Below are 16,832 nucleotides of genomic sequence, written 5' to 3'. Positions count from 1 at the left end.
AAATGTTACAAAAGTCTTTCAGCCGTCTTATTTTTTTACTGATGTGATGGGAAGAGTGAACCAAAATTCACTTCCCTGCTTACCATCTGCGCGATTCCTTACACCAATTTCCCCTTTGTGCATTTCAATCAATGATTTTGCAATAGCTAATCCAAGTCCGGAACCTCCAGATTGTGAACTTCTTGATCGATCTGTTCTAAAAAAACGTTCAAATACGCGTAATTGATCATTTGGAGAAATTCCCATTCCTTCATCCCGCAAAGTAAATTGGACCTGCTGAGTTGGTTTATTTTCCACTACAGTCAATTCAATTGTTCCAGAGATAGGAGAATATCGAATTGCATTATGTAATAAATTACCTATGACCCTTTCTATTTTACAAGGCATAATCAAAAGTCGAGGTAATGTATCAGGGACATCCAATTGCACATGGATTTGTTTGTCTCCTAATAAGACAGAATGTGACTCTAATACATCTAATAGCACTTTATCTAAATGTGTGAAACTTGGGTGAAAATCTACTTGCTCAAACTCTAACTTTGAAAGATCAAATAAGTCGTTAATTAATCCATTTAATCTTTCTATTTCTTTTAAAACCGTTGCTAAGTATTGCTTTTTCATTTCAGGATCTTCAATCAGGTTATCTTGTAATGCTTCTATCATCATTTGCATGCTAGTCATAGGTGTTCGTAAGTCGTGTGAGATATTGGTAATTAGCTCCTTACGAGAGTTTTCCTGTTCCTCTAACTTAGTAAACCCTTCTTCTAATTTTTTTGCCATCTGTTGAAAGGCTGTTGCCAATTCTTTAAACTCACGTGGTTCTTGCCCAATTATATACATCGTTTCAAAGTGTCTATCACTAAATTGTTTCGTCAATTTTATTAAATTTTGTATAGATCTCATGATAGGACGTGTCATTAACCAATAAATAAACGTTGAAATAATGAATGCCACAAATGCAATTACTGTTAATAACCGCGTTTGTTCCGGTTCAAGTAACATTTTCGTATCACTATACCATATAGCAATTACCATAATACTAGTACTTAATAGATTCATGAGTAACAATTGAATACGTAATCTCATGTTTCATTTCCTCCATTTGGCTCAAAGCGATATCCTATACCCCAAACCGTATGAATCCAACGATTCTTTATCGTATGCTTCTCGAGCTTTTCACGTAAACGACTCACTAACACGGTAACTGTGTTTGATGCTCCTTCATGTCCAAAATCCCAAATTAATTCAAGAAGCTGCGAGCGAGAAAATACTTGTTTTGGATGCTTTGCCATGAGATAAAGTACCTCAAACTCTTTCACCGTTAACTCCACTTCCTTTTTACAAACAAGTACATATCTTGTCTTTGGATATATTTTTAAATCTGGAAACTCTATCACTTCCAATAAGGATTCTTTCGCTTGTATTTGTACATGGCTTCCTCTTCTTAGTATAATTTGAACCCTTAATACTAATTCACGAGGGGAAAATGGCTTTGTTAAATAATCATCTGCCCCCATTGTTAAGCCTAAAATTCGATCCCTTTCCTCTCCCTTAGCAGTTAACATAATAATAGGGACATTTGATTGTTGACGAATTTCCTCGCATAATTCCCATCCATCTTTTTTTGGCATCATCAAATCTAATATAATTAAATCTGGTTGATGTGTAAGAAATAAATCCCAACCTTCTTTACCATTTACAGCGGTATAAACTTCATATTCTTCTCTTTCTAAATACCGTTTGCATACTTCTCGAATATTTTCTTCATCTTCTACGATTAAAATTCTTTTCTTCATATACTATCCTCACTTCTTTTTCACCAATAACAAAAAATTTATTTTTTCTATTATCCAATAAAAATATCTTTATAGGTAAAGATATAAAAACTAATCACATAAATAAATCAGAATTCCACATTTCACCCTCGAAACGAATGAAAATTCGGAAAATAAATCATGTAATACAGATAGTAATCTTAACATTTGATTACTTATATGACTAGATAAGTATTTAAAATAGTAGTTTCTAAATTATATAAATTAAAAGGAATGAGTCCGATTCAACATCGAACTCATTCCTTATTAGTAACCTAAATTATTGTATCTAACTTTTCGGATTCAATTCATTTCCAGTTCTCTTTCCAAACTTAGCAACAGAACTGTTACCTATTACTGAACTCTTGATAGATTCCATGCTATAGTATCAGTCCCATTCTCTCCATTACCATATTTCATATAATCGATTAAATATCCTACCTTTAACTTATTACCATTAGATAGTATGTTCCATTGCTTATGGTGTCCAGTGAAATTCTTTGGATATGCATGATTAAATTTAAAAGTACTTGCGTTCTGTTTTTGATCTAAATGGATATAACTATCTTGAAGTTTTAAATATGCATAATCTGAATAAATAGGATTTTGAAATTTAATTAATACCTCTTCATCCTTTTTAATTGGTTTTCCAGGTTTAGGTTGACCTACTCTTTCAATAATTACATTCACTTTTTCATCGCTAGATTTTTCAGCCCAAAGATACTCCCATTTATTCCCTGCATGATGACTTCCCAAATAAGCTGTATTTCCATATGAAGCCACGGTATAAGGAACTCCTTCTGTAACAAATTCACCTGAATTATCTACTACATAATCTTCAAATTCTTTATTAGCTTTAATTTCAGTATCAATCTTTTGTGTAAGCGTTAGATTGTGTGCGTCATTGATTTCAAATGTAACTTTTCTGTGCGCAGCAATTTCAGATTTAATAGGGTGTATATTTTCTCTAGACTCATATGTAAATCCATTTTCACGTTTAACCAGTGTTACTGTTTGTGACGGAGCATTCCATTTCTTACTATAAGTAGTAGGAATATCTTTACTCACTCCAAATAAACCAGGTAAAATTGTTGCCCTAATCTTTTGCGTCACAGAATCATAACTACCTTCTACTAATGTTGGTTGCTGTAGCTTTGCAAAAGCTCCGTGTACAGAGTCTTTATGTAAATAACCGCGATCTCCCTGTCCCGCTTTTAAATCGTTCAATGCATCAGTTCCATTATTAGCTGAAACCACTGATACGTTATTAGTACTTTTAGCCTTGTTTACAATATGATTTACTTTTTTCGTATCTATATTTACCTGTTGAAAAACTTCGTTATAGGATAAAACTGGATTATCAGCAAGAGATTTGTCTTTAGGAGTATATACCCTAAACTTTGGTATATTTCCTATATCTGTTTCTAATTGTTCAGTAGCTGTATTTACTCTAGACTCATATCTCCCTGAATCCCCCAAATGCATAATTTCTTCACCTTTTTCAATAGATAAATCCATTGTACTTTTAGGTAAAACTTCAATCGAAAGAAGTTCCCCTTGTTCAACAGCTTTCAATTCATCCAAAGATAAGACAATATTCGCATCTGCTTGTCCTTCTAAACTGTCAATTACTACTTCTGTTTTATTCCGTCCACCTTTTTCTGTACTTAAATAGTTTGCTTTATAACGATCTTGTGTTGCCTTTACAGTATTAATAATTTTGTTTCCTAAACGAATATTAAAATGAGGCGAAACATTTTCAGCGGATGCTGTGCCTACATTCTTATATTCCAGATGTACTCGTACTTTTGCTGCGTTCGCTGTATCCACAGTTGTTGCGGTAGACCAATCAAAATTATTTGTATAACTCTCCGTTTCAGTAGTTGTTTTTGAATATCCGTATCCCACGTTTGCTGAAACACTTCCGGAAGGAACAGGACCGGCTGCTGAGCCTTCTACACCACCTAAACCACTTAAACCTACATTAAATGAATGTTGTGTAGATACACTTTTTTCCCATCCTCTACTAACTGATCCGCCATTATTATCCGTAATGGTTGCAATAGGAATTACTTCAATTCGTTTGACACCAATTTGCAAATTCGGCATGTTGGCAACTATCGGATTGAAATTAGTATCAGAATCGTTGTTATAATTCTCAACCTCATACATATCAGTAAAAGGATCGCCATCCGTATTTGCATTCATAGGATTCGATATAAATTTTGGTTTCCCTTTATCCTTCTCGGGATCCCATGCTTTCGCTTCATTTTTTCCAGTTTGTGAATTGAATTCAATTTTATATCCATTAATCTCTAAGTCGTTGGAAATACCATCTTTATCCCAATCGTTGTTTGCCATTTCAATGTTTTGTGTAATGAGTGAACCTATTTCCCCATCAGTTCCGAGCGTGAAATTCTTATCTTCTTTTTTTACATTTGCATTCTCTTTGAATATTTCAACTGTACCTCCTGGATTCGGTTGTTTTACATCTGCTAAAGCAGGAGATGCTAAAGTCAGTGCCATCGATACACTACCTAATACACTAATTGCTGGCTTCAATTGTTTCATTGTTATTTTTCCTCCTTGGTTTCTAGGTCCATTAGAACACCTACTAGTAAGATTAATTTCATCATATATAACAAATCTTTCTTTTCTCTCTCATAACTGTTAAAAAAGTCTCTCGTAAATATTACAAAACACTTACAGAGTTTTTAAAAGCCATAAAATCTATATATGAAACATCAAAAAGCCGTAATATGAAGAATCGATTACAATATATACAAAAAAGCAGCTAGCCAAAGCTAACTGCTCACTAACTTATAAAATTTCAGTAAAAGAATGTATTAATTTTGAAGTGTGCAAATTGGGAGAGTGACTTCAACTATAGTCCCCTTATTCACTTCACTCTCAATAAATACCTTCCCCTGGTGTGTTTCAATAATTTTATAACAGACCATTAATCCTAAGCCGATTCCCTCTTCCTTAATACTGTAAAAAGGTTCTCCTAAATATGGTATACGTTCTTTTGGAATCCCACATCCTTGATCGATAAAGCGAATCCTTATTTGATTATTATCAAGTTTATCAAATTGAATCAAAATTTCTCCTCCTGTTGGCATGGATTCAATTGCATTTTTTAAAATATTAACAAATACTTGTTTTAATTGATTTCCTTCGCATGGAATCAATGGAATATCAGGTGTAAAATCGATTCTAATTTGTATATTATTCATCATTGCTTGAGGTTGCAGTAGCATTAAACCTTGATCCATTAGCACACTAATATCATTAGGTTGTATCTTTACCACCTGTGGTTTGGCTACCGCCATAAATTCATTAGTAATACTTTCTATACGCTCAATCTCTGATGATACTATATTTATATAACCCCGATTATTCTTAGTTTCCGTTGATTTTAGTAATTGCATAAACCCTTTCATTGCGGTTAATGGATTATTAATTTCATGAGCCATTGCAGTCGCTAATTGTCCTACGACAGCAAGTTTTTCAGATTTCCGTAGTAATTCTTCTGTTTTTAGCCGTTCAGTGATATCACGAGAAATACTTAGGAAAACTTTTTTACCATTTAAGTTAAAAACACGGACACTAAACTCAGTTGTTATTATTTTTCCTGTTGGAAAAACATATTCATCTTGCAAAGTGAAGGAAGTTTGTCCCTCTCTAATTCTTTTTAACAACCTTACAATCATTTTAGAATCTTGTGGTACTACATTTGGAAATGGTAACGAGAGCAGCTCTTCTCTACTATATCCAAATCTTTTACAACCAACAGGGTTTACCTCAATGAATCGACTTGGAACATGATTTTCATTCAGCTCTACTACATATACTGCATCAGTTGCTTGTTCGATTAGTGCACGGTACTTCATTTCACTATCTTTTAATTGTTGGTGTAATCGATGTCGTTCTCTTTCTGCTTGTTTTCTTTCAGAGATGTCTCTACATATTGCAGATAAAGCTATCACATTTCCTCTTACGTCTAGTATAGGAGAAACTGTCAGACTGACATCAAGAAGACTTCCATCGTTACGTCGTCTAACAGTTTCTAATCTAGTAACTACGGATTCTCTCGTTAGAATTTTCTGAATATTTTCAAGTGATTCTTCCATTATGAAATCTGGTACACAGGGTAATCTCTTACCTATGATTTCTTGTAATGACCATCCAAATATCTTTTCATAAGCTTTATTTGCTTGTAAAATATGCCCTTCTCGATCAGAAATGGTAATAGCATCTACATTATGCTTTATAAATGATTCTAGTAATTCTTTGGTAGCTCTTAATTCTGATTCTACCTTTTTCCTTTCGGTTATATCGACTATAGAACCAACAACTTCCATAACTTGTCCATTTCGTTTAATCGGTCTAAGTGCAATAAGAATAATCGTTTTATCATCTGGCCAGGGTAATTCGAATATAATTTCTTTCCCTTCCCATGCCTGAAGATAATACTTCATCAATTGTGGAACTAAATGTGGTGGAACAATAGAAGCATCAATAGTCCGTAAGCTTTTCCCTACCACCTGTTCAGAATAAAATCCTTTTTGATAATAAAACTGTCCATCACATAAAGTGTGTATAAAGTGCTTACCCACTTTTTTAAATTTAAAAATCCCTCCTTGAAGCTCATGTACGGTATCTGTGAGTTCTTGCTTGGATTTTTTTAATTCCCGATTCATTTTAGATAAGTCCTGTGTTAAATAATATAATCTCTGGTAGGCTTCCATAAGAAATAGCCCAATTAAAAGCCCTAAAGCTATATATAATAAGCCTCCAGTGTAAAGTAACTTAGTATTAAAGAATACACCAACTAACCACTTTATTCCAACAAAAACAGAAAAATATAAAGATGCACTTTTAAAAGGATGAAGGTTTTTAAAATATGTTTTAAAAGTAACAAATAGGATACCCAAACCTAAATAAGCAATCACAGGAGGTTCCCAGTAACCTCCAATGTAAAAGATACGCATGATAATAATGCTAATTAATGTAATCCAACCAGCAATGCGACCAAAGTAAATAAAAGATAAAATAAGAGGAACAACTCGAAGATCGTAGGAAAATCCCATGTATGGAAAAGAAAAGAGCATCAAAGTAACTGCAATAATCCCTCCATAGAATTTTTCGAAATATCGCCTGGAATGAATCAAAAACACTTGAATAAATATCGCTGCGCTAACTAATAAAGAAAAAATAGAAAGATTGATGAAATAGTCTTTAATAATCATGTAATGTCCCTCCTTGCATTAAAGATATATTCGACAAAAAAACAGAAAATCCTACAAATAGTACAAACAGTTCAGGTGTAAAAAATATAATTCCCTACATGACAGTACATGTAAATAGTATCATATTGATTCAAATCGAAAACCAGGGAATCTTCCATTTGAACCTTCAAACACCCCAAAAATAAGGTGTTTATTCTCTCTTTTTATTTAAATGTTATGTACAAAAAAACGTAGGAATATTTAATTCCTATGTTTTTTATAAATTAATCAATTCCTTCACTATTACAATTCTTCAAATTCCTCAATTTCGGCTTTTCGCTTTAAAAATATTGCAATATCTTTATTACAAGTTGCTCTTTTAATGTATTTGCAATCTTTTGGTTAAGCCATACACATAAAGCAACCAGCACCTTGATTCAATATTCACTTTTTTACTGTACAAATTCTTTTGCTTTAGCTAGGTGTTCTAGGAAATAAGGAGCCTTATGCCGTTCAATTTTTCACTTAACTTGGTGTCTAGTTTAGTGTACCATCCCCATGCCCATCAACTTAAGAAAATAGATTCACCCCAAAACGAAAAAATGAGCTTTTCTGTTAAAAGTTAGCACAAAATTTCGTTCTGGGGGTATTTGTTTTTCTTAGCTTGATAGCGATGTGTACCATCCCCAATTAATGCATTTTTTTGGGTTCAGTTCATTATATTTTCTACTTTGTCTTTATACACAACATATTCTTTCCCATCCACTACTGCTACCACCGCAAATTCATCATTTGGATTGAATGAAAGCCAGTCAGCCCACATGCTTGTATTAGCACCTCCACTCCACATATGATGAACAGTGTTTTTAGTTAAATTCATAACTTTATAAGACGCATTTGGTGCATTTGTTCCAGTCTTTATTTCAAATGTGTATGCGTTATGAATTTTTTTATAAAAATAGAAAACGTTTGATGGACGAAGCTGATTCATAAAATCCTGTTCTTTTTTCTCTGCAAATTTTATCCCTTCTTGTAATGTGACAACATCTGTTCGTAATGTTTTCCAACTGTCTTTAGCTGCATTCAAGTTAGGGGCTAAGAATTTATATCTATTTTGATCGGCTTTTTGATTAGCTTTATCAATATGTCCCAGTACGCCCGAATATTGAGAGTCTAAATCATCCCATTGCGTGGACATATAAGTAAGAGCAGTAATAGCATTATCAATCGCACTATGCATATCACTAATATTATGAAACGCAACTCCTACTACACGATTTAATGTTAGCTTATAATCTACATTCTGACGTAATTTTGCTAATTCCGGCTCTAGCCAACCTAACTTACCTCTTGCATCACCTATCATTATCCCACCAGCAATCAATGTGGGAAGAAAGGGGATCTTTATCATGTCTAATCCTTTAGATTCTATGTCTTTCTGATAGTTTACTTGCCCTAAAAGGTCCTCTAGACGCTTTTGATCATCCTCTACCGCAGCTCCTTGGTTTTTTAAAATAGACTGCAAGGTCTCTTTATGGCTCCCAAATACTCTAACATCTTCTCCAATAGCATTTTTAAATTTAGTTAATTCTTCTATTAATACTTTTGCAGACTTTTGATTTTGTTGAATTTCCTCCCGTAAATCCGTAATCCCTTTTTTAAAGTATCTCCATTCCCAGTATTGATCGCCTCTACTAATGTTTCATAATGATTTTCAAATTTTGTATCGTATTCAATAATACCTGTCAATGTATCTAAAAGCTGTTTTTTTACTTTCGTATTCCATGAAACTGCATGTGCTCTTGCATTCTTTTGATCTTGTACAATTTTACTAGGTAAATCTGCATATCCATTAATAGTAATTCCTTCAAAACTCACATCCGGATTATTAATTAACAAATAAGAATATTCATTCATAGATTTTACAAATAACCCAGCATCTTGCACAGTTTTTTTCATCTTTTCTTCATTTGCTGAAAGAGACATATCTCCATTGTTAGTTTGTTCAATTTCACTTGCAAAAGCTACTACTGGTGTAACTGCATAAGTTGTTGTCATAGTTAAAAATGTCGATACAGCGAGTATTTTATAAGGGATTTTTTCAGCATTTCATATTCCTCCTATATAGGGTTTGATTTCAAGTTCTATTCTTCTTTAAAAGCAATTTCTTTCGAAATGAGTTCTACATCTTTAATGAGTATCATTCTAACTTTCTTTAGCAGCCTTTAAATCATCAAGTATTAAAGAGAATCTATATTGTTTCATAGAGTCGATATTACCAAGCAAATCTATATAATCTGTCCCAATTAATCGCTTCTGTTGCAAAGTTTTAAAAAACAAGTAAAATTGCAAGGTTATCTTTTTATTTTGGATGAAACTTATATAAGTGAAAGGCGAAGTCATTAATGAGACTCCGCCTTTCTGGTGTATAAGGATTTATTAATTTTCGTATTACTATTTAACAACGTAATCATAGATTCTATATGTTTTAGGTGACTTTGCAACAGAATTAATATTTCCCTATTTTTGTGGAGTAACAGGTTCCACTTTTAATTCTTTTATCCCTTCTTTTAATGTGACTGCATCTGTTCGTAATGTTTTCCAACTGTCTTTCGCTGCATTCAAGTTAGGTTTTAAGAATTTAAATTTATTTTGATCCGCTTTTTGGGCTGCATTCTCAATATGTCCCAGCACCCCCGAATATTGAGAATCTAAATCATGCCACTGAGTGGACATATAAGTAAGAGCGTTAATAGCATCATCAAGTGCCTTATGCATCTCACTAATATTAATATACGCAACTCCAACTACACGATTTAATGTTACTTTATAATCTACGGTCTGACGTAATTCTGCTAATGTAGGCTCTAACTTGGATAAATTACCTTGTGCTCCGAGTACTATTAGACCACCAATTAACGGTAGGCCAAAAAGGGCACCCTTCATTACATTAAATCCATCAGATTCTAATTGTTTATAATAATTTACTGATCCTAAAATTTCATCTAGACGTTTTTGATCGGCCTCAACATCAGCTCCTTGGTTTTTTAAAATCGATTGCAAGAGATCTTTATTACTTCCAAATGCTCTAACATCTTGTCCAATAGCGTCTCTTAATTTAGTTAATTCTTGTATTAACTGTTGTGCAGACTTTTGGTTTTGTTGAATTTCACCTCGTAAATCTGTAATTCCTTCTTTTAAAGTTTCTCCATCCCCTGCATTAATCGCATCTACCATTGTTTCATAATAATTGTCAAATGTTGTGTCGTATTCAACAATGCCTGTCAATGTATCTAAAAGCTGTTTTTTTACTTGTGTATCCCATGTAAGAGCATGTGCTCTTGCATTCTTTTGATCTTGTACAATTCTATCAGGTAAATCTACATATCCATTAATAGTAATTCCTTCAAAGTTCACATCTGGATTTTTAATTAACATATAAGAATAGGCATTCATAGATTTTGCAAATAACCCAGCCTTTTGCAAAGTTTCTTTCATCTTCGTTTCATTTGCTGAAAGAGACGTATCTCCATTGTTAGTTTGTTCAATTCCACTTGCAAAAGTTGCTACTGGTGAAACAACAGAAGTTGTTGTCAAAGTTAAAAACGTCGATACAGCGAGTAGTTTATAAGGGATTTTCTTCATCATTTCATATTCCTCCTATATAGGTCTTAATTTTCAGTTCTATTCTTGTTTAAAAGCGATGTCTTTCGAAATGAATTCTGCATCTTTATGAATATCATTCCAGCTTTGTTTAGCAGCTTTTAAATCATCAGGTATTAAAGAGAATTTATGTTCTTGCATAGAGTCGATATTATCAAGTAAATCTGTATAGTTAGCCCCCATTGTATTCCATTGCTTTTGAATATTTGTTAGAGACAGTATCGCTTGATCCACTGTCTGATACAGATATGCCAATGTGTCTTTCGCGTTAGTAAGCGAAATAACTGCTTGGCTAGCAAGATCAGCTTTCGTACCTAATTCTCCGATTTTTTTAGAGATTTCGTTATAGGAGTTCATATGATTAGACGCCGTGACACCAGCTGCTGTTCCTAAACCGATACCAGCTGCACCAAGAGCCGACAGGCCACCAATAACAGCCGGTGTTGCTGTACCGCCAGTTACGACAATTACTATCGCTCCTCCAATAGCTGCAATAACTAAAATAGCTGCTCCCAATCCACCACCAATTGACCATGCTAATACATCATCAAAATGTTTTTTCTGAGTAGAACGAAGTTGCTCAATTTCAGCTTGAAGTTGCGGAATCGTTGCCTGTTGACCTGCTAATATTGCAGTTAATCCACCTTTGCCATCTGGACCACCAACATTATTTTTAAAATCTGTAGAATTTTGATATAGTTTCCCTTTGAAGTCTTGTAGCATCTTAATTACATCTGTAACCTCTTTTGAATTTGTATTAATTGTAGTAATTAAATCACTTATGCCCTCTTTTAGACCTGCCTTATCTTTCTTTTGTACAGTATCTACTAAAGTGTCGTAATAATTTTGAAATTGTTCATCGTAATTTACAATATTACGAGCTGTTTTTTGAATCTGTGGCTTCGCTTTATCTAACCAATAATTCGCATTGATTCGTGACAGTTCTTGATTAAGGTGAATATTTTTGAGCAACTCCCCTCCTTCTGATCCTAAATCGATATTAGATAAATTTACATTCGGTTGCTTAATCATTGTTTTTGCGTACAAATCCATTACAAGAATATGAGACCCTGTTTCAGCCAATGCTTTCTTCAGTCCCTCGGGACCTAAAGCATAATTGCCTACTTTTTGTTCTTGAGCGGTCGTTTCTTGTGCAAATGCATGAATAGTGTTACCAGTAGTAGCAGTTATAACCGTTGCCAGAGTGGCTAAAGTTAGCACTTTGAATGGGAATTTTTTCATAACTATTCTCCTTCTTTCGCTAGATTCTTATAATCTTTATAGTTTTTTCAAAAACGTAATATCAAAATTTATATACCTGTTCTTCAAGGTAACTTATTACATTTTTTAATTGTCTTAATGTATCTTTTTGAGACTGCTCGTTAGTTGCATCAACATTAGTAGATAATTTTGTAATGTTATTTTTTATTAGATCCAAATCTTCTTTATAGCGCTTTAGTAGGTCAAGTTCTACATCTACTTGGTTTGCAAACGTATGCAAATCATTTTGTGAAAGAAGAAGCATTGATTTTTGTAAATCTGCTATTGATAGTTTCGTTGTTAAATCATATATTTTTTGGTTTTGTTTCTCTAAGTCATCTAAATATGCTCGCTGCTCTGCTGTTAGTTTATTTACTTCTGCGAAGACACCAAATGTTTTCTTAATCTTTTCAGTATCAATGGCTCTCATCAGGTCATATTCTTGCGTTTTTGCGGCTGCAGCTGCAGCTATTTCACCTTGTTTGCTTTTCTCAATTGCTTCACGAGCTGCTTTTTTGGCCGATTCAATCTCTAGAGCAGTTTTACCTTGTTCTGTCGCTTCTTGCGCCGCTTTTTTCTCCGCTTCTAGAATAGAGTTGTTAATTTCTTTTCCTTTGTTATACGCTGCCATCCCTGCTTGAGCAGCCGGTTCAATAATTTCTTTTGAAAGACTATAAACTTCTTTGAATATAGCAAATCCCTGCTCATTTAAAGCTCCTGGTATTAATGCAATTTGTTGTAAATCATTTTGAATTGCTTTTTTGGTATTTAATATTTCATTTTTTAACTGATCTATTTTTCCTGTTCCATCTGTACCTAATATGCCTTGCGCAGTTGCCACATTAGTATCGAAATCTTTTAATTTTTTATCAAGCTGTAATTTAAGATCTGTTAATTCATTAATTTGTCGTTGCGCATTTTCTTGATTCGTCATAGCCATTTCTTGAAGAACTTCAAGTCTATCCGAAAACCCTTCTCTATCTTCTTTATTGTCTACATACGATTTTAATGTCGGGTAATAGCTATTAAATTTCGTTACAAATCCTTTACTTTTTGAATTTAATAGAATTAACAGTGGATAGAGTTCCGATGACCATTCCTTCATATCTTGTTTAATTAGGAATTGATTGGTATTTAAAGCTGGGACTTCCTCTAGCTGTACATTAGGACTCATTAAAGATTGATCAATATACGTTTGGATTAATTTAGATTGCGCACCTAATTTTCGTAATGATGAAGAAATATCCATGCTTTCCTGTTGAGTTTCTGCTTGAACGATTGGTGCTGCGAGAGTATTGATAGGAATAGTTGCTCCAGTTACAATGGATGTTATTAAAAATCCTGTCATTATTTTATTTTTCATTCCGTACACTCCTTTACCATTGTTTTTTATAACTTGCTTCATATAACTTGTACGCCCTAGCGCTAGGCTCTCTCCTTGCACACGCATGGGGAATGGGAAGTCTTTCGGATAGGGTGTTATCGTTATTATTTACTTCTAAGAGGATCTAAGGATTTTACTTCCCTCTCATTTAGATACTCTATTTTTCAAATAGTAAACGATAAAAATTCATCAGCTATATTTGAGTTAGCTGCCCAATGAGTAGTAAAATATTATTTCCCCCTTAGAGCTGCTGTTTAACTTACAGATCCGTGAAGATAGATAACCATTGCTTCTAGAGTTAATCCTGTCATGACCTTTTTTTAATATCAATTTCATAATATGGTTTTTAGTTTTGTCAGCAATAGCCTTACAAGACTACAAAAGATGAAATTATACTGTACATTGCTTATACTTTTATTGCGGAATAAATTCACTTTTGCTATGTAGAAACTTAAAACCCATTTTTACAAAAATACTACTTTTGAGATTCTAAATACCTTAAAAAATAAACTGATTATTAAGAAAATTATCCACAACATAATGTTACTTGCAAATTTAATAACCTCTATTAGCTTGCTCTTCTCCCTTCTGTGTGGTCATACCAGTTATGTTGTTCATTAAAACATTAAATTTCCAATGCGTAAATAGCAAAATTTTGTCGATTGAGCTCGATAATTTAACTATTAAGTAAAAATACGAGCCTGAAAAATTATACCGATATAATTAACTAGGAATTACAGCTCTGTAATTGTAATGATTACAAATTAAAGTGTATACGGTTAATAAATAACCATTTTAGCTCAACCAAGCAATTTTATTTTTTAAAAAATACTTATAGAATAATTTAATAGGTTTTTTTATACTTTTTTACCTTTATTTAGTTATGTATAATTGCATATACTATAGATATATCAAGTGATATATGTTATATTGTTAAACTTTATGTAATAGTCCCTAATATCACCATTATTAAATACTTAACATGAAGATATTAATCTATAAACTTATTCCTCGTTATAACCATGGGTTTTAAAATATAAAAAAAGCCGCAAAGCTTTCTCGAAAAGAACCTTGGCGGCCTTCTGTTTTTTTGTCTCCTTAGAAAAATAATGGATAGTGTACTCTTTAAAATTAACAACATGTTATAAATCTTACCCTTGTCCTTTGGCTTCACTAAATGTTTCATGGACTCTTCAAGATCTATTTGAATACATATTCCTTTTCTAGATCAATCACATACCCTTTCTAGAGTAAAAGAAACAGTATGCTCAAGTTTTAGAGTTACTTGCGCGTATATTAAAGTTTTTTCACAAGAAACTGATACTAAGCTTATATTACGGTATATTTTTCACGATACTGTCTAGGTGTCATGTTAGTTGACTTTTTGAAAACCCTTGTAAAATAACTTTGGTCGTTAAAATTAAGCCAGGCACAAATATCTGATAGTGGATATGTAGTGAGTGTTAATAATTTTTTTGCTTCTTCCACTCGTTCCCTTTGAATAAATTCACTTAAAGGAATCCCCACTTCTTTTTTAAATAATTTAGATAAATAAGTAGGGGTAATATCCAAATGATTAGCGAGTTCATTGAGAGATATTCCATCGTAAACATTTTTACTAATATGATTCATACATGTAGTAACCGCATTTGAAAATTTTTGCGCATTGAATTCTTTCACCCGATCTGCAAAAGTACGTAAAGCATCTCCTGACAATCGCCTTACAGAGTCTACGTTATCTAGTTGTTCCATGGTTTGGATATACAAAATACTAAGAGCAAAAGCAATGTCTGGTGGGAGATTACCTTCTATCGCATATCGAGTAGCTAAAGTAATCGCAATAATCCCATGGTTTTTTTGGTTTCTGAGTGGATCCGCTGTTAAAATTAATTCAGTATCTTCCTGCGAAACTGCATACATATATTGCAACAACTTCTTTTTATTTCCCTCTTTGATTGCTGAAAAATAATTATGTACTAATGCCATGTTGTGAGTTTTAGGTTTATTTTGTTGGCGTTTTAAAATATATAGATCAGGTTTCACAATTTTATAGGGAACTTCCTCTAGCACTTTATTTTTTTCTAAAACAATATCTACATCTAACTTTTCATTGAAAATCATGTAATGTAATAAAACTCCCATATCAATTAAAGTAGTTTTTTTAATCTCAGGTAGGCACTGATAATAGGCTAGTCTTTCTTGAATATTATTATTTAAGTTAAATTCTTTCCGAAGTTTAAAGGTTATATCATCTGAGCCCTTTGGATGTATAGTGGGACCGATTATAATAGTCCCTTTTATGTAATCATGATTTGCTATATGAATTAGGACGAAATTTTCAAGATAACTGTTACATCTGAAAAGTGGCAAGTTATTGGGATCATTTTCTTGATAAATGTCACTAAGATGTTCTTCTTTAGAAGAATAAAAAGGACTACAAATATCATCAGAAGTAGAATGATATAAGATTTTTTTGTCTGTGGATAAAATGTGAACAGGTACATTAAAGACTTTATGTGCGAGATCACACAAGTGTTGTATATCGATAGAATTATTCATTACCTTCTCCTCTTAATTAGATTAACTGATAAATTTTTATATCTTTACGGTATAAATTCATAAATTATTTTCCGTCAGGTATAACTTACGACAAAATATTACTATAAAATATCAAAATAGTACAATTCACGACAAAATATTACTATATCTTTTTTATGAAAATCATATATTATTTAATTGTAATTAGCATCTAAATATCAGAGTAGATAGGATAAGTAAATGAAATGAGCGAAGGTCTTTTCTTAATTCTACAAGATCTAATCATTGAACTTGAGAAAACAGTGAAGAACCTACAAAGTACAGTGGTTTTCCATGCGAGGAACAAGCTGAAAAAAGATTCAAAATACAGCGAAAGTAACAGGAGATACTGTACCACTGCAAGAACCAACAGTCAAAATTCCAATTCAATTACTTGTACAAATTGAATTTTTAAAAATGGATACTGCTAATTTAAATGTAAAACTGAAAAATTACTGTGCTTCAAATTTTAGATAAAGATAACAAAAAGTCGGGAAATTAACAACAGAGGAAAATGATAAGGCTATTTATGAACCACTATGCTTTGAAAAGTACAAGCTGGGGGAATTTCAAGCATCAAACAGATACATGTTACTTAAAGATTTAATTGAGAGAAAGGTCTTTTCATCAGTACAAAAATAAAAATAGAAAACACAAAAATCGAATGGAATATTAGAAATACCGGCAATATATGGACAACTATTTTTATCTAATTGGTACTATATTACTGGTCGCAACATTAGTTTTACTTTCCACAAAAGAGGAAGAAATATATAGATTGTAAAAGTACTAAGAATAGCAGACGAGATAGAACATATGAATAATCTATTTATTGGTTATTCATCTTTGTATTATTAGTCTTTATACTACCTAGTTTTATTATCGTATCACATAAACTTATTA

8 protein-coding genes and 1 pseudogene are annotated in these 16,832 nt (G+C 32.6%); all 9 read right to left on the bottom strand.

Annotated features, from left to right (window positions below; genetic code table 11):
- Positions 1 to 27: 27 nt before the first annotated feature.
- Complete coding sequence (locus JFU20_RS26815) at positions 28 to 1,086, bottom strand: sensor histidine kinase (protein WP_002128066.1); 1,059 nt, start codon at positions 1,084 to 1,086, stop codon at positions 28 to 30.
- Complete coding sequence (locus tag JFU20_RS26810; protein ID WP_201039091.1) at positions 1,083 to 1,796, bottom strand: response regulator transcription factor; 714 nt, start codon at positions 1,794 to 1,796, stop codon at positions 1,083 to 1,085. Before JFU20_RS26810 ends, JFU20_RS26815 begins: the two co-directional genes overlap by 4 nt.
- A 372-nt stretch (positions 1,797 to 2,168) precedes the next feature.
- Positions 2,169 to 4,385 carry a binary toxin-like calcium binding domain-containing protein gene (locus tag JFU20_RS26805; protein WP_201039090.1) on the bottom strand — a complete coding sequence of 739 codons (2,217 nt, stop codon included), beginning with the start codon at positions 4,383 to 4,385 and terminating at the stop codon, positions 2,169 to 2,171.
- 275 nt (positions 4,386 to 4,660) lie between these two features.
- A complete protein-coding gene (locus JFU20_RS26800) occupies positions 4,661 to 7,066 on the bottom strand; it encodes a PAS domain S-box protein (RefSeq protein WP_201039089.1) in 2,406 nt (801 codons plus the stop codon).
- A 688-nt stretch (positions 7,067 to 7,754) separates the two neighbouring features.
- A pseudogene (hblB, locus tag JFU20_RS26795) lies at positions 7,755 to 9,103 on the bottom strand (hemolysin BL regulatory component HblB).
- A gap of 462 nt (positions 9,104 to 9,565) precedes the next feature.
- Positions 9,566 to 10,693, bottom strand: a complete 1,128-nt coding sequence (gene hblA / locus JFU20_RS26790) for a hemolysin BL binding component B (protein ID WP_002017155.1) — start codon at positions 10,691 to 10,693, stop codon at positions 9,566 to 9,568.
- A 36-nt stretch (positions 10,694 to 10,729) separates the two neighbouring features.
- A complete protein-coding gene (hblD, locus tag JFU20_RS26785; RefSeq protein ID WP_002017154.1) occupies positions 10,730 to 11,950 on the bottom strand; it encodes a hemolytic enterotoxin HBL lytic component L1 in 1,221 nt (406 codons plus the stop codon).
- A 61-nt stretch (positions 11,951 to 12,011) separates the two neighbouring features.
- Positions 12,012 to 13,331, bottom strand: coding sequence for a hemolytic enterotoxin HBL lytic component L2 (gene hblC / locus JFU20_RS26780; RefSeq protein ID WP_201039246.1), 1,320 nt, complete (start codon positions 13,329 to 13,331; stop codon positions 12,012 to 12,014).
- A gap of 1,350 nt (positions 13,332 to 14,681) precedes the next feature.
- On the bottom strand, positions 14,682 to 15,911 hold the full coding sequence (locus tag JFU20_RS26775; protein WP_002165450.1) for a helix-turn-helix domain-containing protein: 1,230 nt from the start codon (positions 15,909 to 15,911) through the stop codon (positions 14,682 to 14,684).
- Positions 15,912 to 16,832 lie beyond the last annotated feature (921 nt).

It is taken from the genome of Bacillus sp. TH30 (genome assembly GCF_016650875.1).
Lineage (GTDB): Bacteria > Bacillota > Bacilli > Bacillales > Bacillaceae_G > Bacillus_A > Bacillus_A mycoides.
The sequence above is the reverse complement of the archived record's forward strand: the minus strand, read 5'-3'. Positions and strand labels throughout refer to the sequence as shown.

What these genes read in the sequence shown, in the direction of transcription:
- JFU20_RS26815 (WP_002128066.1), bottom strand. Translation starts at nt 1,086, where the DNA reads ATGAGATTACGTATTCAATTGTTACTCATGAATCTATTAAGTACTAGT.
- JFU20_RS26810 (WP_201039091.1), bottom strand. Translation starts at nt 1,796, where the DNA reads ATGAAGAAAAGAATTTTAATCGTAGAAGATGAAGAAAATATTCGAGAA.
- JFU20_RS26805 (WP_201039090.1), bottom strand. Translation starts at nt 4,385, where the DNA reads ATGAAACAATTGAAGCCAGCAATTAGTGTATTAGGTAGTGTATCGATG.
- JFU20_RS26800 (WP_201039089.1), bottom strand. Translation starts at nt 7,066, where the DNA reads ATGATTATTAAAGACTATTTCATCAATCTTTCTATTTTTTCTTTATTA.
- hblA (WP_002017155.1), bottom strand. Translation starts at nt 10,693, where the DNA reads ATGATGAAGAAAATCCCTTATAAACTACTCGCTGTATCGACGTTTTTA.
- hblD (WP_002017154.1), bottom strand. Translation starts at nt 11,950, where the DNA reads ATGAAAAAATTCCCATTCAAAGTGCTAACTTTAGCCACTCTGGCAACG.
- hblC (WP_201039246.1), bottom strand. Translation starts at nt 13,331, where the DNA reads ATGAAAAATAAAATAATGACAGGATTTTTAATAACATCCATTGTAACT.
- JFU20_RS26775 (WP_002165450.1), bottom strand. Translation starts at nt 15,911, where the DNA reads ATGAATAATTCTATCGATATACAACACTTGTGTGATCTCGCACATAAA.